Genomic DNA, 18571 nt, shown 5'->3' with positions numbered 1-18571 from the left:
CGCCACGGCGGGCCGCGAAGATACGTACGACCGTTCGAGTGAATGACGATGGCGATCTCGTCTACGCAGTGTCACCGTCATGGCTCTCGGCGACCGAAGGAGGCCACCATGTCCGTCGAGGCACCCGTCCGACCCACTCCCACGCCGACCCCGACGCGACCCCGGCGGACCGGCCACGTCCACGACCGGTCGTGCTGGTGGGACGTCCTCGCGTGCCGCTGGGCCGGACCCGCGCATCCGGCGCCGCCGGTCACCGTCCGGCGCTGAGCACGCCGCCGGGACCGGACGGGAAGAGGTACCGGTCGGCGACGAGGGCCAGCACCCGCCGCGCGAGGTGCGGCTCGGCGGCGACGCCGGCCGGGACCGCGTCCCCGGCGTGGGCGTAGGCGCGCCCGGCCAGCTCCTCGAGGAGCTCGGTGACCGGGCCGTCCCGCGGCCCGGTGAGCCGGGTCAGCCGCGCGACGCCCGGGCCGCCGAAGGTGCGCTCGGCGTACTCCGGGAAGACGCCGGCCAGGAACAGCGCGCCGTCGCCGATCCGTCGCCACACCCCCGGCTGCTGGTCGGCGGGCACCGCGGCCAGCAGACCCGCGAGCGCCGGCAGGTCGAGCTCGTCCCACCGCTGCCGTCGGGCGCCCTGCTCGTCGCGCCGCCACACCACGCCCGAGGCCAACCGGGAGTAGGAGGCGAGCAGCTCGACGAGGAAGAAGCGGTGCGCGGGCTCCGCGGCGAAGGCGGCGAGCCACGGCCCGTCGAAGATCGGCACCCGCGACCGCGGCGCCGTCCGGTCGGGGGCGTGCAGGCGACCGACCAGCGCTCCGGCGGTGCGGTGCACGGCGGCGGCGAACACGAGGAACGGGCTGACGTGCCGGAAGCGTTCGCGGTCGTCCCGCTGCGAGGCGAGGACGGCGTCGGCGACCGCGGGTCGGTCGAGCAGGTCGAGGACCAGCTCCGGGTGCCGGCGCAGCGCCGGCACCCGGTCGGCCTCCCCGTCGGCGAGGGCCAGCAGGTCGCAGTCGGTCAGGTGCTCGCCGTAGCGGCGCCCGACGGTCTCGCGCTCGTCCATCCCCTCACTGTCCCCTCCGTCAGGCGGAGCGGCGCATGCTCAGGGCGAGACCGATGTCCATGGCGCCGCGGAACAGGAAGCCCAGCGCGATCATGATCGCGAGGAGGCCGACCGCCGTGCCGGGCGAGACGAGCAGGATGAACGCGACGATGATGCTCAGCACGCCGAGCGCGATGTTCCAGACGCGGTGGCCGCTCTGGGAGAAGCCCACGAGCAGGTCGTGCACCCCGGCGATGACGAACCACAGGATGAGGCCCCAGACGAGCACGAGGATGCCGCCGCCGGGCTGGAACAGCACCAGGATGCCGGCCACGAGCGCGAGCACCCCGAACGCGGCGAGCCACCCGCGTCCCGTCGAGCCGGTCTCGGCGCGCCAGGCGACGCCGATCTCCAGGGCGCCCTGGACGATCAGGCCGATGCCGAGGACGAACGCCGCGGTGAGGATGGTCAGGCCGGGGAAGAACAGCGCGACCACCCCGACCAGGATCCCGAGGATCCCGGACGCCAGGACCCAGCCCCAGCCACTCTCCGCACGGCGAACCCCCGGTCCTCCGACTGCGCTGGTCATGTCCACGCTCCCCTCGCCCGTCCGTTTGCGGAACATCGAATCGCCGTGATCGCCCCGTGTCGAGGGGGCGCGCTTGACCGGCCTGTTGCGATGCGGTCATGACCGACCCGTTGCTCGACCCGACCGTCGCCGTGGACGCCCACGCCGGCGAGCGGCTCGCGACCGAACCGATCATCTGGCTGGGCACGGTGGACGGGGACGGGCGGCCGCACACCGTCCCGGTGTGGTTCGCGTGGGCGGACCCGGTCCTCACGGTCTTCAGCCGCCCCGACACCGCCAAGGTCGGCCACCTGCGGGTCCACGCCGAGGTCAGCGTCGCGCTCGACACGGCCGGTCAGGGCGCCGACGTCGTCACCGGTGGCGGGCGAGCGCGGCTGTCGGAGCTCGGCGAGGTCGACGACGCCCTCGACGCGTTCGGTCGCAAGTACGCGCCGTTGCTCGGCGACCAGCCGCTCGACGCGTGGCTGATGACGTTCTCGACGCCGATCGTCGTCGTGCTGGACCGGCTCGTCGCCTGGCGCGGCACGTCCGCCGGTCTCGAGTACCGGTCGCTACCGTCCCGCGGGTGATCCGCCGGACCGTGCTCCTCGGAGGCCTCGGAGCGGCGGCGTCGGTGCTCGTGGGCTGCACGACCACCTCGACACCGCCGGCGCCGGCCCCGTCGCCCCCCGATCCCGGACCCGCTCTCGACGATCTCGAGCGGCGCTCCGGCCGGCGGATCGGGCTGGTCGCGCTGGACACCGGCACCGGCCGCGCCGTGCGGCACCGCGCCGACGAGCGGGTGCTGATGTGCTCGACGGCCAAGGTGCTGGTGGTCGCCGCGGTGCTGCGGCGGCGACTCGACGACCCGGGACTGCTCGAGCGCACGGTCCGCTACACCCGGGCCGACCTGCTGGAGTACGCGCCGACGACGTCGCGTTCCGTGGACACCGGGATGACCGTCGCGGCCCTCTGCGAGGCGGCGATCACGGTCAGCGACAACACCGCCGTCAACCTCCTCACCGGCCTCCTGGGCGGCCCGGCGGCGAGCACCGCGTTCGTGCGCACGCTCCCCGACGCCGTGACGCGCCTCGACCGGCTCGAGCCGGAGCTCAACGAGACCGCGCCGGGCGACGAGCGGGACACGAGCACCCCACAGCAGATGGTCGCCGATCTGCAGGCCCTGGTGCTCGGGCCGGCGCTCGACCCTGCGGGGCGGGACCTGCTGACCGGCTGGATGGTCGCGACCACCACCGGCACCCGCCAGATCCGAGCGGGCCTGCCGCCCGGGTGGCGGGTGGGCGACAAGACCGGCTCGGGCGCGCAGGGTGAGAGCCACGACGTCGCCGTCGCCTGGCCGCCGGGACGGCCGCCGCTGGTCCTCGCGGTGTACACCACCCCGACCGACCCGGCGAGCACCAACGGCCGCGAGACCATCGCGGAGGCGACGCGTCTCGCGCTGGGTGGGCTGTAGGCCGGGTGTCACCGCGCGCTGCCGCCCGGCGTCATCGTCGAGGACGATGCTGCCGGTGGTGGGAGGTGCCTCGTGGAGTACACGGTGAGCCGGGACGTCGACGCCGGGAGCGACCGCGTCTGGGCGGTGATCGCGGACGTCGAACGGATGCCGACCTGGACGTCGTCGATGCGCCGGGTGCGGCTCGTGGACGGGACGACGCTCGCGGTGGGAGGCCGGGTCCGGATCGAGCAACCGCGGCTCCCGCCGGCGACGTGGCAGGTCACGGAGCTCGAGCCCGGCCGGTCCTACACGTGGGAGTCGCCCGCCCCGGGTCTGTACAGCACGGCGTGGCACACGATCGACCCCCTCGGCGAGGGCCGGAGCCGCATCACGCTGGGGTTCCGGCAGACGGGTCCCCTCGCCGTCGTGGGTGTGCTCATGGGTCGGCTGATCCGCGGCTACGTGGACACCGAGATCGCGGGCGTCGTGGCGGAGTCGACGCGCTGACCCGCCCCGCCGGACCTGTCGGGGTCAGAACGGTGGTGGGTCGTCGGCCGGGTGGGCGGCGGGTGCGGTGACCTCGAGCTCGGCGAGCCCTGTGCGGCGGAGGTAGCGGGCGCGCCAGTCGGGGTGGTCGTCGTCGGCCCAGGCGGGCCCGTCGTCGGGCAGGGGGCGGGGTGCGGAGGCGGGTCGGGGCGCGACCGGCTCGACGAGGATCTTTCTCGGTCTCGTGGTGTGGGCGATGCCGGCGCGGGTGCGCCACCGGAAGAGACCCGGTGCGGGTTGGTGGACCGTCCAGCCGCCGTGGTGTTTGGCGCGGTGGTGGTGGCGGTCCAGGACCCCGAGGTTCCAGTCCAGGCTGGGCCCACCCCACGCGTGGTCGACCGTGTGGTCCAGATCCGAGGCCTGCGCGCGGCGGCGGCAGGCGGGGGCGACGCAGCAGCGGTCGCGGACCCGGGTCCAGCGGTCGATCTCGACCCGCGGCCGCCGGCGGGAGAAGTCGGCCGCGGTCGCCGCCGGCGGTCCGCCCTCGCGGGGTAGCTCGGCCAGCCTGGCCTGGAGCTCGACCAGCAACGCCGCCCACCGACCGTGGTCGGCCGGGTGCAGGGCAGCGAGCAGTGTCGTCGGAACGTGGAGTTCGACGATCGCCCGGCACTCGCTTCCCCGTGGCCCTGGTCGGGCGCGGGGGTGGGCTGGTCGTCGCCGGGCCAGCAGGACGTGTTGCAACCGGCCCTGGTCGTCAGTGCACACCACCCGCCACTCCCCGAGGCGGTGACGCTCGAGGAGCTGGCGGGCGTGCCGGGCGAGGACGATGCCGTAGCCGGGCACCTGGCCGGGCAGGTCATCCAGACCCAGCGCCGTGCTCAGCCGCAGCCGCAGCTCCCCGACCCCGGCGCGCACCCGGCCAGGCCCGGGCTCGGCTCCGTCGAGCAAACGCGGGAACGGCTCGGGCTCCCCGAGAAGACCTGGGAGGTCGAGCAGACCCTGCCCGGGACCTGCGCCCTCGCCGCTGTCGCCGTGGTCGGAGCCGCCCGATCGCTGTGAGGGCTCGGGCTCCGGCTCGCCGCCGCCCAGTCGATCGTTCGGTCGTCCGCTGCCGCCGGGGCCGCCATCGCTGGGTCCGCCGTTGCTGGGTCCGCCGTTGCTGGGTCCGCCATCGCTGGGTCCGCCATCGCTGGGTCCGCCATCGCCCGGGCCGCCGTCGGGGCCGCCATCGCTCGGTCCCTCGGGGCCGGGGTCGTCGGGACCGGGGTCGTCGCCGGGGGCGTGGTACTCCGCCGCCAGCAGGACCGCCACCGCGCGGTCGTCGAGGCCGGCCAGGGAGCCGTCGAGCAGCCGCTCCGCGACCTCCTTGCGCAGGACACCGATCGGGGTCAGCACCCCCAGCCCGCGCACCGCCGCGGCCAGGGCGTCGACCCGGTCACGCATCGCCAACCCCGACGTCGCCGCCACATCCACCAGCGACAAGGTCGCCGTGCCCGACGGGTTGGCCTGCAGGATCAACCGCCCGTTGCGCCGCGCCTTGGCTTCTCGGCGGGCGGCCCAGTCCGGGTCGAGCTCGATGACCACCTGCTCGATGCGGTCGATCAGCTCCCCGATCGGCAGGCTCGCCGCCACCGGCAGCAGCACCTCGGCCACGTGGCGGGCCAGGTCGTCGGGCACATCCCGGGTCCACTCACACAACCGCGACGCCCGCACCACATCCAGCCGGCCCTCCCACACCGCCTCACCGACCGCGGGGAGGCGCACCTCGAGATCGTCGGCCAGCCCGAGCTTGCGGGCGGCCATCGACCGCGACCAGCACAGCACCGCCGCGACCTCGTCGCCGGAGAACTCGTCGTAGCCCGAGTACCGCTCGGTCGAGCCGGCACGCGCCCGCCCCAGGTGGTGCATCGCCGTCAACGTCCGCGCCTCGACCCGCGCCTGCTGACGAGCACACGCGCGCAGGAACGCTGCCAGGTCCTCGCCCGACAGCGCCGCCGCCGACAGCTCCTCCAACACCGCGTCGAGCTCCGGACCCGGACCCAGACCGTCCAGGACCGCAGCCACCGCGAGGCGCTGATCCTGGCCGATGCTCACGAACAGGACGCTAGCCCCGACCCCCGACAGTCCCGGCCCGAGAACGGCCCGATCAGGACCGACGAAGGTCACGGAACGGTAACTGTTCCCAGCTCCAGGGTCAGGTACATGCTGTTCGGGTCGTCGCGGTAGTCGCCGAAGGGCGGGCAGGGCACGAAGCCGTGCCGGGCGTAGAGGCGACGGGCCGGGGCGAAGTGGTCGGACGAGCCGGTCTCCAGGCTCAACCGCCGGTAGCCGCGCCGGGACGCCTCCGCGACGACGTGCCGGACCAGCGCCGACCCCACGCCGAAGCCCTGGTACGCGGTCGTCGTCCGCATCGACTTGTCTCCCCGTGGGAGGGGTCGAGCTCGCGCAGCGCACCGAACCCCAGCAGGACGTGGTCGTCCCACACCGTCCAGAAGGTCACGTCGGACCGGCGCAGCGCCTCGAGGCCGAGGGCGTGGGTGCTCTCCGGCGGGGACGACGCGCGCATGTCGTCGAGGTGCTCGGCGAGCAGCGCCGCGACCTCCGGTCCCGCGAGGTCGTCGACGACGATCGCCAGCCCGCTCACGACACGGGCGCCAGCCGCGGCCGCTTGGCGACGCGGTCGTCGCCCGTGCTGCGGCCCTGCGCCCGACGCTGCACCCACGGCCACAGGTACTCGCGCGCCCAGCGGGCGTCCTCCAGCCGGCGGTGACGCCACGTCGTCGACGGGGCCGGCGGCCAGGGCGCGTGCCAGTCGACATCCGGCGGCAGGCCGAGGACCTCGCAGACGCGCGCGGCGACGCGGGCGTGGCCGCCCGGGTTGAGGTGCAGACGGTCGTCGGCGCGGGCGCGCATGTCGGACAGCGGCGGCATCACCCACAGGTCGACGAGGTAGGCGCTCTGGCGGTGGGCGATCTCGCGGATGTGGTCGTTCATCGAGGCGAGGCGCTTGCCGATGAGGTTGAGCAGCGGGCTCTCGCGGGTGTCGAAGCCGGTGAACACGAGCACGTCGGCCCCGGTGGCGCGCAGGGTGGCGACGGCGCCCTCGAGCCGCTCGGCCAGCGCGTCGGGGTCGGCACTCGGGCGCAGGAGGTCGTTGCCAGCGGCGCAGACGCTGACGAGGTCGGGCGCCATCGCGACCGCCTCGGGCACCTGGGTGCGCACGATCCGGTCGAGCAGCAGCCCGCGCACGGCGAGGTTGGCGTAGCGGAACCCCGGGTCCTCGCGGGCCAGCACGTCGGCGAGCCGGTCGGCCCACCCGCGCTCCTGCCCCGTCGCGGGGTCCGGGTCCCCGACACCCTCGGTGAAGCTGTCGCCCAGCGCCACGTAGCTGCGCCAGCGCGACGTCCCTCTCCGCACGCCGGTGGCGGCGTCCTGCTGTGCCCTCCCGCTCACGCCGGCGATCCTCCTCCGGACGGGTCGACCACGATCGGCGACCCTCGTCACCGCCCGCCCGCGACGTCGAGGACGCTGCCGGTGCAGTACGACGCCTCGTCGCCGAGGAGCCAGACGACGGCGGCGGCGACCTCGTCGGCCGTGCCGGCCCGCCCCACCGGCACCGACGGTCCGACGCGCGCGACGCGGTCGGGCTGCCCGCCCGCGGCGTGCAGGTCGGTGTCGATGATCCCGGGACGCACGACGTTGACGCGGACACCCTCGTCGGCGACCTCCCTGGCCAGCCCGAGCCCGAGGGTGTCGACGGCGGCCTTCGACGCCGCGTAGTCGACGTACTCGCCGGGCGAGCCCAGCCGCGAGGCCGCCGAGGACACCAGCACCACCGACCCGCCCGTCCCGCCGTGCGCGGTCGAGAGCCGCCGCACCGCCTCGCGGCACGTCACGACCGCGCCGACGACGTTGACGGCGAGCATCTCGGCGACGCGGGAGGCCGCCATCGCGTCGACCCGCGCCTTCGGCACGACCACCCCGGCGTTGGCGACGACCCCGCCGAGAGGCCCCATCGCGTCGGCCGCGGCGAAGGCCGCCTCGACGTCGGCCTCGACGGCCACGTCGGCCCGCACGGCCCGGGCCTCGACCCCCGCGCGGCGGGCCTGCGCGACGACCCGCTCCGCCGCGTCGACGTCGCCCCGGTAGGTGAGGCAGACCGCCCACCCCGCGGCCGCGGCGCGGGTGACGACCGCCGCGCCGATCCCCCGGCTACCGCCGGTCACGAGCAGGACCGCCATCAGACGAGGAACGCGAGCGACGAGTCGCGGCCGTCGGCGCGGGCCGCGCGGTGGTCGGCGAGGTTCGTGCTGTCGGCCAGCCCGCGGCCCTCGCGCATCCCCGCGAGTACCGCGGCCTCCGCGCGCTCGACCTCCTCGGCGCCCGCGAGGGCCGCGCGCACCTGGTCGGGGGTGGCGACGGCGAGGCCGTCGTCGTCACCCAGCACGAGGTCGCCCGGCCGCACCGGGACCCCGCCGAGCGCGACCGGTGCCTCGTCGGGACCGCGCGCGTCGCGGGCCGAGCCCGACGCGGGCGTGGAGCCGCGGGCGAACACCGGCAGGCCGAGCCGCCGCAGCCCCGCCCGGTCGCGGCACCACCCGTCGATGACGACGCCGGCCAGGCCGCGGCGCTGCGCCTCGGCCGCGACGAGCTCGCCGGCGACGGCGCGCGCGCCCCGCGGGTTGACCACCACCAGCACCGACCCGGGCGCCGCCTGCGCGGCGGCGAGGAGGACCGGGAGGTGGTCGTCGGGCGCGACGACCGTCACGGCGGGGCCGACCATCCGCACGTCGGGGACCATCGCCCGGATCGCCGGGTCGGGCAGGGCCAAGGTCTTGTCGGCGTCGCAGAGCGACGACGTGGCGAGGGCTCGGGCGCGGCCGAGCTCCTCGGCGCTGAGGGGTTCCACGCGTGCAGATGATGCTCGACGCGGACCCCGGCGGGCGAGGATGGTGATCGCTCGTGACCGCCCCCGTCATCCTCGAGGTCGCCGTCAACGGCGCGACCCCCCGCTCCGCGAACCCCCACGTCCCGGTCACGCCGGCCGAGGTCGCCGAGGAGATGCTGGCGTGCGTGGCCCGCGGCGCGAGCATCGCCCACGACCACCACGAGGCGATGTTCGTCCCCGACGGCGTGCACGCCGTCGAGCCCTACCTCGAGGCGTGGGCGCCGGTGCTCGAGCGCCACCCCGACCTGCTGCTCTACGCGACGATGGCCGCCGGGGCCCGCGGCATCCCCATCGAGACCCGCTGGGCCCACCAGGAGGAGCTCGCGCGCCGCGGGATGGGCGGGCTCTCGCTGGTCGACCCCGGCTCGGTGAACCTGGGCCTGACCAGCGACGGCGTCGTCGCCGAGGCCGCCGCGCCCGGGCCGTACCAGAACAGCCTCGCCGACACCGAGCACATGTTCGCCCGCTGCGCCGCACACGGCACGGGACCGTCCATCTCGATCTTCGACCCGAGCTTCCTGCGCGTGGCGCTCACCCTGCACCGCCACGGCCGCGTGCCGCCGGGCGCGATCGTCAAGCTCTACTTCGGCGACCGGCTGGAGTTCGGGCTGCCGCCGACGACGACGGCGCTCGACGCCTACCTCGAGATGCTCGAGCCGAGCGGGCTGCCGTGGTCGGTCGCCGTGCTGGGTGGCGACGTCGTCGCGTGCGGCCTGGCCGAGACGGCCGTGCGCCGCGGGGGTCACCTCCGCGTCGGGCTCGAGGACTTCGCGGGCGACATGACGCCCACCAACACCGCGCTGGTCGACGGGGCGGTGTCGCTGCTCGCGGACCTCGGGCACCGCCCGGCGACCCCGGCCGAGGCGCGGGCGATCCTGGGGCTGTGACGGATCCCCTCGTCGCGCGGCTGCGGGCCGCCGGCTGCGTGTTCGCCGAGGACGAGGCGGCCGTCCTGCGCGCGGCCGAGGGGGATCTCGAGACGCTGGTCGCGCGGCGGGTGGCGGGCGAGCCGCTCGAGCAGGTCGTGGGCTGGGCGGAGTTCGGCGGGCTGCGGGTGGCGGTCGCCCCCGGCGTGTTCGTGCCGCGGCACCGCAGCGAGTTCCTGGTCGCCGGGACGCTCGCCGTCCTCGGGCCGGGCGCGACCGTCGTCGACGTCTGCTGCGGCACCGGCGCGATCGGCGCCGCCCTGCTCGCCGCCCGGCCCGACCTGGTGCTGCACGCGGCCGACCTCGACCCCGCGGCCGTGGCGTGCGCCCGGACGAACCTGCCCGGTGCGGCCGGCGTGCACGTCGGGGACCTCCTCGACGCCCTCCCGCCGGCGCTGGCCGGGCGCGTCGACGTCGTCGTCGCCAGCACGCCCTACGTGCCGAGCGACGCCGTGGCGTCCATGCCGCCCGAGGCCCGCGACCACGAGCCGCGCGGCGCCCTCGACGGCGGCGGCGACGGCATCGACGTCGTGCGCCGGCTCGCCGCGGCCTCGCCGGCGTGGCTGCGTACCGGCGGGCACCTGCTCGTCGAGTGCGCGGAGCACCAGGCGGACCTCGCCCGTACGGCGCTGGCGGCGGCGGGGTTCGCGGCGTCGGTGGCCCACGACGACGACCGCGACGCGACCGTGGTCACCGGACGCGCGTGATCACTCGCCCTTCTCGGCGGCGCGCTTGCGGCGCTTGCCCTCGTGCATGGCCTGGACCCGCGGGACGGGGATCGTGCGGCCCTCGGCGACGAGCTCCTCGGGCAGGGCCTGGGGTACCGGGCGGGCGGCGGGGTCGGCGGCCCAGGGGTCGGGGCGGTCGGGGGCCGTGCGCACGGTGATCTCCGACGGGACGACGGTGTCCAGCTCGTCCCACGACACCGGGAACGACACGGGCAGGCCCGGGCGCACGCGCGGGCTGTAGACCGCCGCGATGGTCGAGCCGCCGGCGCGGGTCGGGTCGACGAACACCTTGCCGCCGCGGTCGGCCTTGATGAACGCCGTCGTCGCGACGGACGGGTCGAGCTGCTCCACGCGCACGGCCAGCGCGCGGGTCGCGCCGGCGACCTCCTCGTGGGTCGGCCCGGGCGCGAGCGGGACGAGGACGTGGACGCCCTTGGCGCCGGTGGTCTTGACCGCGCCCGCGAGCCCGGCCTCGTCGAGCGCCCGGCGCACCAGGTGCGCGGCCGCGACCACCACGTCGAACCCGGCGCCCTCGGGCGGGTCGAGGTCGAGCACGAGCACCTCGGGCGTGCCCATCGCGTCGGCCCGGACGAGGGTCGGGTGGTATTCGATCGCCCGCTGGTTGGCGAACCAGAGCAGCGTCGGCCGGTCGTCGCACAGGGCGAAGGCCACCTCGCGGTGCGACGACTCGGCCCAGAACGACACGGTCCGCACGAACTCCGGGGCGTAGCGCGGCACGTTCTTCTGCATGAACGGCTTCTGCCCGCGCAGCGCGCGCACCACCGACAGCGGCCGCCCGGCCAGCGCCGGCAGCAGGCGCGGCGCCATCACGTCCAGGTAGTCGACGAGCTCACGCTTGGTCACCCCGGCGCCCGCGAACAGCTCCTGGTCGAGGTTCGTGAGGGCGACGCCGTCGCGTTCCTCGGCGGCGTCGCGCCCGGTGGATCCCCTTCCGGCCACGGCGTCACCCTTCCTGCAGAGCGCCACGCCCGGCAAGCCGGAGGGGTGCCCGGGGGCGGGCGGAGCGGATGAGAGGGTCCCCGCCCGGCGCCCGTTCGGCCGCAGGGTGTGCGGCCGAACGCCACCCGGACAGACCACTCGTCCGTGGTGGCCGCGGTGCCGTTGAGAGGGAGGCGCCGCCGCGGGCGGCGCACCGACGGGGAGGAGCACGGTGGGCCGGCACACGTGGATGGGCATCAGGACCGAAGCGCGCGACGGCGCGCGCCGGGTCCGGCGACGGGTGGGCACCCGTGTCGCGGCCCTCGGCCTCGGTCTGGTCGCGCTCGGCGGCCTCGGTGGCGTCGGGGCGGTCGCCATGGCGGCGCCGCGGGCGGCCATGCCCTGCGAGGACAACGTCAAGGCCTGCGCGCGACTGTCGACCAACGAGGCGTGGCTGTCGGACGGCCAGGGCAACATCCTGCGCGGCCCGGTGCGGATGAACCACGGCTCGCCGGGGCACGAGACCCCGACCGGCTTCTTCGCGGTGCAGCGCAAGGAGGAGGTGCACCTCTCCAAGGAGTACAACGACGCGCGGATGCCCTGGTCGGTGTTCTTCGACGGCAACGGCCGCGCGTTCCACGGCGGCGACCCGGCACGCCAGTCGGCGGGTTGCATCCGCATGGCCGACCCCGACGCCCAGGCCTTCTTCAACGGCCTGAACGTCTACGACCGGGTCCAGATCGTCCCGTAGCTAGCGCAGCCGCAGCGACCGCAGGCGGTTGAGCGCCGCCGCGACCTCGTGGCGCCGCGGGCGCGCGACGTCCTCGGGACGCCCGTCGAGCAGGGCGTCGAGTCCGCGGCGGTCCAGCTCGGCGTCGAGCAGGTCCAGCCCCTCGGCCAGGGTGATCGTGCCGTCGAGGACGCCGTCCCCCAGCAGCGCGAGGGCCCGGCCGATCCCCGCGACCTGGGAGCGATCGGTGATCTGCTCGACGGCCGAGAGGTCGATGTCGTCCTCGCCGAACGTCAGCGTGTCCCGGCCGCGGGCGGTGACCCGGCGCTTGCCCCGCGCCGTCGGGTCGAGCGATGCCGGGTCGACCACCCGCGGGGTCACCGCCGGGAACCCGGTGTGCTCGACGGTGCGCGCCGGCCCGGCGGCGGCGATCTCGTGGGCGCGCGCCGTGACGTCCGACGCGCGGTAGGCGTCCATCATCACCACGGTGTCGGCGACGCCCAGGTAGTCGCCGGACCCGCCCATGACCAGCACCGTCGACACCCCGTGCTCCGCATGCAGGGGGCGGACCCGCTCCACGAACGGCACGAGCGGCTCGGTCGCGATCAGCTGCTGCATCCGGGCGTCGCGGATCATCATGTTGGTCGCCGAGGTGTCCTCGTCGATGAGCAGCACGTCGGCGCCCGCCTCGACGGCCTCGACGGTCGAGGCGGCCTGGCTCGTCGAGCCCGAGGCGTTCGTGGTGGAGAAGTCCTCGGTGGGCTCGCCGGAGGGCAGGTGCGCGACGAAGGCGGAGACGTCGTCGTGGACCACCGCGCGCCCGTCCTCGGCGCGCAGCTTCACCGCGTCGGGCCGGGTGACCACCTGCTCGCGCCCGTCGCCGGGCACGTGGTCGTAGACGCCCGCCTCCAGGGCACGCAGCAGCGTCGACTTGCCGTGGTACCCGCCGCCGACGATCAGCGTGACGCCCTCGGGCACGCCCAGGCCGCCGACCTCGCCGGCGTTCGGCGCCGTCAGCACCACGTGCAGCGAGTCCGGCCCGGCGAACGGCGTCGCCCCGTCGAGCGGGCGGTCGTCGACGCCGCTGCGCCGCGGCAGCACCGCGCCGTCGGCGACGAACGCGACGAGCCCCCGCGCCGCGAGCTGCCCGCGCAGCGCGACGGCGTCCTCGACGGTCTCGACGAAGGTCCGGGCGGCCGCGTGGTCGGCCCCCACGACGGCGTCGCGCGCGGCCGCGGGCAGCGTCTCGCCGAGCAGCGTCGCCGCCTCCCGGCCGAGGACCCGCCGCTTCGGCCCGGGGAAGGGGACGCCGAGCTCGACCACCACGACGCCGTCGTCGCGGACCGTGCCCGCGCTGCGGTCGAGGACCTCCGGCCCGCCCGCGTCGACGTGCACGGGGGTGCCGCGCAGCGCCCGACGCAGCCCGCGCAGCAGGAAGCCGGCGAGCGCGCGGCGCCGGTCGGGCGTGGCGTACAGGTCGGGCGGCAGGCCGGCGTCGGTGACCGTCAGCCGGATGCGGCTCGGAGGCGCGAAGGGGTCGGCCTGGACACGGAGGACCTCGAGGTCGATACCGGAAACCGCCCACCGACCGGACAGGCCCTTGTAGCGCCCGTAGCTCGCTCCATCGAGGGAACGCAGGGTCGCGGCGAGATCGTCACGGCGGGACACGGTGCGACGAGTGCCCGACGACGGCCCGGGGCAACCCGCCCCCACCTGGGACGTCTACGGAAGAGAACCACGCATCGTCCACGATCGACCCCGCTGCGCAGCAGGGAAGTCGCGCGGGCCATAGTGACTCGACCCGACACAGACGTCGTGCACCGCGGCGCGGACCCTCTGCGCCGTCCACCCCCGGGGGGAGCACCGTGATCGTCCTCGGCCTGTCCGGCCTTCCGAACGCGCAGGACCACCTCCGCCGTACCAACCCCGGCATCGACAAGCTCGACGAGCGGATCTGCCAGGGACTCGACAGCGCGGCCGCGCTCGTCGTCGACGGCCGCCTGGTGGCTGCGGCCTCCGAGGAGCGCTTCACCGGCGACAAGGGCACCGGCGCCCTGCCGGTCCACGCGATCGACTACGTCCTGCGCGAGGCCGGCGTGACGGCCGACCAGGTCGACCTCATCGCCCACGGCTTCGACTACGAGCGCCACCGCCGCGCCTTCGAGCTCACCGGCGCCCCGTTCGACGAGGTCTACGCCTCCGCCACGGTCGTCGACGGGCTCACCACCGCCGGCTGGGAGCGCGTCGCCGAGCGCTTCCGCCCCGTGCGCCACCACGTGGCCCACGCCGAGTCGGCCCTGGCCCCCAGCGGCTTCGACTCCGCGCTGGTCGTGGTCAGCGACGGCATGGGCGAGACCGAGTCGCTCACCGTCTACCGCGCGCAGGGCGGGCAGCTCGAGTCGCTGCACACCCAGTCGATCGCGACGTCGCTGGGCATCCTCTACGGCATCGCGACGCGGTTCCTGGGCTTCCAGTTCAACTCCGACGAGTACAAGGTCATGGGCCTCGCGCCCTACGGCGACCCGGAGCGCTTCCGGCCGCTGTTCGAGAAGCTGGCCCGCTTCGACGCCGACCGCGGCGCCGTCGTCATCGACTGGCCGTCCGGCGCCCTCGCCGAGGCCGAGCAGGGCTACCCGCACGCGCGGGCGTTCCTGGCCGAGGCCGCGTTCACCCCGGCGGTGCCCGACGGGTCGATCCAGCAGAACGAGGCCGACTTCGCCGCCTCGCTGCAGGAGCGGCTGACGACGCTGCTGGTCGACCTCGTGTCGTACTGGATGGAGCGCACCGGCGAGACGAAGCTCTGCCTGGCCGGCGGCACGTTCCTCAACTGCAAGTCGAACCAGTCGATCGCCGAGCTGCCCGGCGTCGACGGCATGTTCGTCCAGCCGGCCTCCGGCGACGACGGCTCGGCGCTCGGCGCGGCCTACCACGTGGCCCGCACCGAGGGCGGCGGCCTCGCCCCGGTCACCGGCCCGTTCGACCCGTACCTCGGGCCGCAGTACGGCGAGGACGACGTCCGCGCCGCCCTCGAGGCCCGCCCCGACCTGACCTGGCGCTACGTCGGGCAGGGCGACGAGTACTTCGCGGACGCCGCCGCCGACATCGCCGCCGACAAGATCATCGCCTGGTTCTCCGGGCGGATGGAGTTCGGGCCGCGCGCGCTGGGCAACCGCTCGATCCTCGCCCGCCCCGACGGCGAGAAGATCAAGGACCGGATCAACGGCGCGGTGAAGTTCCGCGAGGCGTTCCGGCCCTTCGCGCCCGCAGTGCTCGACGCCGAGGTCGACCGGCTGTTCGTGACGCGGAACTTCGAGCCGGACCGGTACATGCTCTGCACCGCGAAGGTGCGCCCCGAAGCGCGCCACACCGTGGACGGGATCGTCCACGAGGACGACTCGGCGCGCATCCAGACCGTGCGCCCCGACCTCGCGCCCGGGTTCCACCGCCTGCTCACCGAGGTGCGCGAGCGGACGGGCGCGGGCGTCACCGTCAACACCTCGTTCAACGTCAAGGGCCAGCCGCTGATCATGGACCCGGCGACGGCCATCGACACCTTCGCCGGGATCGCGCTCGACCGCCTCTACATCGAGGGGTTCGTCGTGGAAGGGAAGACCAAGTGAGCCTGACGGTCTACTCGACCTGCCCGCAGTCCAAGGACGTCGAGCCCTCGCGGTACCTCGAGGCCGTGCGGGCCACGGCCCGCTGGAGCGAGGAGGCGGGCTGCGCGGGGATGCTCGTCTACACCGACAACAGCATCGCCGACCCGTGGCTGGTCGCTCAGACCGCGATCACCGCCACCGAGCGGCTCGCGCCGCTGGTCGCCGTGCAGCCGGTGTACATGCACCCCTACACCGCGGCGTCGATGGTGTCCTCGATCGCCTGCCTGCACGGCCGCTCGGTGCACCTGAACATGCTCGCCGGCGGGTTCAAGAACGACCTCGTGGCGCTGGGCGACCGGACCGAACACGACGACCGGTACGCGCGCACCGTCGAGTACACCCAGATCATGATGGGCCTGCTGCGGGGCGAAACCGTCACGCACGACGGTCGTTGGCACCAGGTGGAGAACCTCAAGCTGGCCCCGGCGTGCCTGCCGGAGCTCCAGCCCGAGGTGCTCATCTCCGGGTCGTCCCCGGCCGGGCGCGCGGCCGCGGCCGAGATCGGCGCCACGCCGATCCGGTACCCCGAGCCGCTGGCCGAGACCGACCCGGCCGAGGCCCCCACCGGCGGCGGGGTGCGGATGGGGATCATCGCCCGCGACGACGCCGACGAGGCCTGGCGGGTCGCGCACGAGCGCTTCCCCACCGACCGCACCGGCCAGGTCGCGCACGCGATGGCCATGCGCGTGTCGGACTCGCACTGGCACCACCAGCTCGCCCGCCGCACCAGGGTCGAGACCCCGCCGGCGGAGCTGGGCTCGCTGTTGTACGGGGAGCCGGAGCCCTACTGGCTCGGCCCGTTCGAGAACTACCAGTCGTTCTGCCCCTACCTGGTCGGCTCGCACGACCGGGTCGCGGCCGAGGTGGCCCGCTACCTCGAGCGCGGCGTCGAGGTGTTCGTCCTCGACATCCCGCCGGACCCCGAGGACCTCGGGCACGCCGGCGAGGTCTTCAGCCGGGCGACCGCGGCGGTCGGCGCGTGAGCGTCTCCCACCTGCAGGACCTCCTGGCGGCGTCCGTCGACCGTCACGGCGACCGCACCGCGATCGTCGGCGCCGACGAGTCGATGACCTACGGCGAGCTCGACGGCGCGGTCAACCGCATCGCGCACGTGCTGCTCTCCCACGGGCTCACCCCGGGCGCGCGGGTGGGCGTGCTCGCCGAGAAGTCGCCGTGGACGATCGCCGCGCTCATCGGCACGCTGCGCGCCGGCGGGGCGTACGTGCCCGTCGACCCGGCCGGGCCGGCCTCGCGCGTGGCCCGCATCGTCGGGGCGGCCGAGCCCGAGGTCGTGCTGGTCGACGCCGCCTCCCGGCCCCTGCTCGACGAGGTGCTCGCCGAGCTGCCGGAGCCACCGGTCGTGGGCGCGCTCGATGCGCAGGAGGAGGTCGCGTTCTCCCGCGGCGACCTGCTCGTCGCCCCCACCGACGCGCCCGGCGCCGCGCCGACCGACCTCGCGCACCTGCTGTTCACGTCGGGCTCCACCGGCGTACCCAAGGGCGTGATGATCACCCACGACACGGTCCTCGCGTTCGTGGACTGGGCGGTGCGGCACTTCGGCACGGCGGCCGGCGACCGCGTCTCCGGGCACCCGCCGCTGCACTTCGACCTGTCGACCTTCGACATCTACGCGACGCTCTCCGCCGGCGCGGAGCTGCACCTCGTGCCGCCGTCGCTGGGCATCGACCCGCGCGGCACGGCCGCGTTCATCCGCGACCGGGCGCTGACGCAGTGGTTCTCGGTGCCGAGCGTGCTGACCTACCTGGCGCGGTTCGAGGCCGTCGCCCAGGACGACTTCCCCGCGCTCGAGCGACTGCTGTGGTGCGGCGAGGTGCTGCCGACGCCGGTGCTCGCGCACTGGATGCGCAAGCTGCCGCACGTGCGGTTCACCAACCTCTACGGGCCGACCGAGGCGACGATCGCGTCCTCCTACCACGACGTCCCCGAGGTCCCCGCGGACGAGACGGTGCCGGTGCCGATCGGCCGGGCGTGCGACGGCGAGGAGCTGCGCGTGCTCGACGAGGCCATGGCCCCGGTGCCCGCGGGCGAGGTCGGCGACCTGTGGATCGGCGGGGCCGGGCTGTCGCCGGGCTACTGGCGCGACCCGGAGAAGACGGCGGCCGCGTTCCGGCCCGACGCGTCCGGCGAGCGCCTCTACCGCACCGGCGACCTCGCGCGGGTCGACGACGCGGGCGTCGTGCACTTCCTGGGCCGGGCCGACTCGCAGGTCAAGAGCCGCGGGTACCGCATCGAGCTGGGCGAGATCGAGGCCGCTCTCGCCACCGTGCCCGGTATCCGCGAGTGCGCCGTGGTCGGTGTCGACACGGGCGGCTTCGAGGGGACCACCATCTGCTGCGCCTACTCGGTGGCGGAGGGGCACGTGCTGCCCGCCACCGACGTGCGTCGGCAGGTCGGTGCGCTCGTCCCGAAGTACATGGTCCCGGCGCGGTGGGCGGAGATGGACGACCTGCCCCACAACGTCAACGGGAAGATCGACAGGCCGGCGCTGCGGGAGCACTTCGCCCCCGTCGGTGCCGCGACGGGAGGACGCTGAGGATGCCCGATGCCATCACCGCGGCGATGAAGGACCAGCTGACCGACCTCGTGCGTGACCGGCTCGGGGTCGAGGTGCCCTCGTCGGACACCGACCTCCTGGCCGAGGGGCTGCTCGACTCCCTCGCCCTGGTCACGCTCATCGTGGGGATCGAGGACACGTTCGGCTGCCGCCTGCCGCTGGACGACTTCGACATCGACCGCTTCCGCAGCATCGACGCGATGGCCGCGTTCCTCGGCGAGAGCGGGGTGACCGCATGAGCGCACCCACCGCCGACCGGGCCGCCCTCGGCGAGGTGGAGGAGCACCTGTCGGCCGTCCTGGCCGGTCTGGGTGCCCCACCCGCCGACCGCGACCCGCTGCTGTGGGCCGCCCACGAGGCCGCCCTGTGCGCCCGCGAGCTGCTCGCGATGCGCACCGGCGGCGACGGTGCCGGCAGCGCCGACTGGTCCTCGGTGCTCGCCTCGGCGCGCGCGTCGATGGCCGCGGTGTCCTACGCCCGGCGCGAGGCCGGTAGCTAGCCGCTCCCCCGGCCG

Annotated in this window: 21 protein-coding genes; 11 read left to right on the top strand and 10 right to left on the bottom strand. The window is 75.2% G+C overall.

The genetic code is table 11. The annotated features are described in order from the left end of the window. Positions 1-250: 250 nt before the first annotated feature. Complete coding sequence (locus tag ABD994_RS10425) at positions 251-1063, bottom strand: hypothetical protein (protein WP_345413816.1); 813 nt, start codon at positions 1061-1063, stop codon at positions 251-253. A 19-nt stretch (positions 1064-1082) separates the two neighbouring features. Continuing rightward, the gene (locus tag ABD994_RS10420) at positions 1083-1631 is read right to left on the bottom strand and encodes an HdeD family acid-resistance protein (RefSeq protein WP_345413814.1); all 549 of its coding nucleotides are present in this window, start codon (positions 1629-1631) and stop codon (positions 1083-1085) included. Positions 1632-1729: 98 nt separating this feature from the next. Here ABD994_RS10420 and ABD994_RS10415 point away from each other — a divergent pair, with 98 nt between their 5' ends. The 3 genes from ABD994_RS10415 (at position 1730) to ABD994_RS10405 (ending at position 3573) form a co-directional block, all read left to right on the top strand. Further along, positions 1730-2200, top strand: a complete 471-nt coding sequence (locus tag ABD994_RS10415; protein ID WP_345413811.1) for a pyridoxamine 5'-phosphate oxidase family protein — start codon at positions 1730-1732, stop codon at positions 2198-2200. After that, positions 2197-3084: a class A beta-lactamase gene (gene bla / locus ABD994_RS10410; protein WP_345413808.1), complete on the top strand. Its 888-nt coding sequence runs from the start codon at positions 2197-2199 to the stop codon at positions 3082-3084. The genes ABD994_RS10415 and bla overlap by 4 nt, the downstream gene beginning before the upstream one ends. A gap of 72 nt (positions 3085-3156) precedes the next feature. Continuing rightward, complete coding sequence (locus tag ABD994_RS10405) at positions 3157-3573, top strand: SRPBCC family protein (RefSeq protein WP_345413805.1); 417 nt, start codon at positions 3157-3159, stop codon at positions 3571-3573. A gap of 24 nt (positions 3574-3597) precedes the next feature. Here the strand turns inward: ABD994_RS10405 and ABD994_RS10400 are convergent, their stop codons facing one another. From ABD994_RS10400 to ABD994_RS10375, 6 genes are all read right to left on the bottom strand, one after another. Beyond that, the gene (locus tag ABD994_RS10400; RefSeq protein WP_345413803.1) at positions 3598-5646 is read right to left on the bottom strand and encodes an HNH endonuclease signature motif containing protein; all 2049 of its coding nucleotides are present in this window, start codon (positions 5644-5646) and stop codon (positions 3598-3600) included. 68 nt (positions 5647-5714) lie between these two features. Next, positions 5715-5963, bottom strand: coding sequence for a GNAT family N-acetyltransferase (locus tag ABD994_RS10395; RefSeq protein ID WP_345413801.1), 249 nt, complete (start codon positions 5961-5963; stop codon positions 5715-5717). Then, positions 5867-6196 (bottom strand): hypothetical protein, encoded by a 330-nt coding sequence (locus ABD994_RS10390; protein WP_345413934.1) that lies wholly within the window; start codon positions 6194-6196, stop codon positions 5867-5869. The genes ABD994_RS10395 and ABD994_RS10390 overlap by 97 nt, the downstream gene beginning before the upstream one ends. Next, a complete protein-coding gene (locus ABD994_RS10385; RefSeq protein WP_345413799.1) occupies positions 6193-7005 on the bottom strand; it encodes an SGNH/GDSL hydrolase family protein in 813 nt (270 codons plus the stop codon). The genes ABD994_RS10390 and ABD994_RS10385 overlap by 4 nt, the downstream gene beginning before the upstream one ends. 47 nt (positions 7006-7052) lie before the next feature. Further along, the gene (locus tag ABD994_RS10380) at positions 7053-7793 is read right to left on the bottom strand and encodes an SDR family oxidoreductase (RefSeq protein WP_425550048.1); all 741 of its coding nucleotides are present in this window, start codon (positions 7791-7793) and stop codon (positions 7053-7055) included. Beyond that, a complete protein-coding gene (locus ABD994_RS10375; protein WP_345413797.1) occupies positions 7793-8461 on the bottom strand; it encodes an RraA family protein in 669 nt (222 codons plus the stop codon). Before ABD994_RS10375 ends, ABD994_RS10380 begins: the two co-directional genes overlap by 1 nt. Positions 8462-8514: 53 nt before the next feature. Here ABD994_RS10375 and ABD994_RS10370 point away from each other — a divergent pair, with 53 nt between their 5' ends. After that, positions 8515-9387, top strand: coding sequence for a beta-keto acid cleavage family enzyme (locus ABD994_RS10370; protein WP_345413795.1), 873 nt, complete (start codon positions 8515-8517; stop codon positions 9385-9387). Continuing rightward, positions 9384-10133, top strand: coding sequence for a putative protein N(5)-glutamine methyltransferase (locus tag ABD994_RS10365; protein ID WP_345413793.1), 750 nt, complete (start codon positions 9384-9386; stop codon positions 10131-10133). Before ABD994_RS10370 ends, ABD994_RS10365 begins: the two co-directional genes overlap by 4 nt. On the opposite strand, the gene ligD is transcribed toward ABD994_RS10365, so the two are convergent. Beyond that, entirely contained in the window at positions 10134-11114 is a 981-nt protein-coding gene (gene ligD / locus ABD994_RS10360; RefSeq protein ID WP_345413791.1) for a non-homologous end-joining DNA ligase, read from the bottom strand. Between the two features lie 211 nt (positions 11115-11325). Between ligD and ABD994_RS10355 the strand changes: the two genes are divergently transcribed. Further along, positions 11326-11844, top strand: a complete 519-nt coding sequence (locus tag ABD994_RS10355) for a L,D-transpeptidase (RefSeq protein WP_345413789.1) — start codon at positions 11326-11328, stop codon at positions 11842-11844. On the opposite strand, the gene ABD994_RS10350 is transcribed toward ABD994_RS10355, so the two are convergent. Then, complete coding sequence (locus ABD994_RS10350; protein ID WP_345413786.1) at positions 11845-13491, bottom strand: P-loop domain-containing protein; 1647 nt, start codon at positions 13489-13491, stop codon at positions 11845-11847. Positions 13492-13688: 197 nt separating this feature from the next. Here ABD994_RS10350 and ABD994_RS10345 point away from each other — a divergent pair, with 197 nt between their 5' ends. The 5 genes from ABD994_RS10345 to ABD994_RS10325 are packed head-to-tail and all read left to right on the top strand — an operon-like array spanning position 13689 to position 18556. Next, positions 13689-15443, top strand: a complete 1755-nt coding sequence (locus ABD994_RS10345) for a carbamoyltransferase family protein (protein ID WP_345413784.1) — start codon at positions 13689-13691, stop codon at positions 15441-15443. Next, positions 15440-16465: an LLM class flavin-dependent oxidoreductase gene (locus ABD994_RS10340; RefSeq protein ID WP_345413782.1), complete on the top strand. Its 1026-nt coding sequence runs from the start codon at positions 15440-15442 to the stop codon at positions 16463-16465. The genes ABD994_RS10345 and ABD994_RS10340 overlap by 4 nt, the downstream gene beginning before the upstream one ends. Continuing rightward, the gene (locus tag ABD994_RS10335; protein WP_345413780.1) at positions 16462-18036 is read left to right on the top strand and encodes an amino acid adenylation domain-containing protein; all 1575 of its coding nucleotides are present in this window, start codon (positions 16462-16464) and stop codon (positions 18034-18036) included. The genes ABD994_RS10340 and ABD994_RS10335 overlap by 4 nt, the downstream gene beginning before the upstream one ends. 2 nt (positions 18037-18038) lie before the next feature. Continuing rightward, positions 18039-18296 (top strand): acyl carrier protein, encoded by a 258-nt coding sequence (locus ABD994_RS10330; protein WP_345413777.1) that lies wholly within the window; start codon positions 18039-18041, stop codon positions 18294-18296. Continuing rightward, positions 18293-18556, top strand: a complete 264-nt coding sequence (locus tag ABD994_RS10325; protein ID WP_345413775.1) for a hypothetical protein — start codon at positions 18293-18295, stop codon at positions 18554-18556. Before ABD994_RS10330 ends, ABD994_RS10325 begins: the two co-directional genes overlap by 4 nt. Positions 18557-18571 lie beyond the last annotated feature (15 nt).

Origin of the sequence: Actinomycetospora chlora (assembly GCF_039542135.1) — a bacterium.
Classification (GTDB): Bacteria; Actinomycetota; Actinomycetes; order Mycobacteriales; family Pseudonocardiaceae; genus Actinomycetospora; species Actinomycetospora chlora.
Note: the sequence above shows the minus strand (reverse complement) of the source record. Positions and strands in the feature narration are given on the sequence as shown.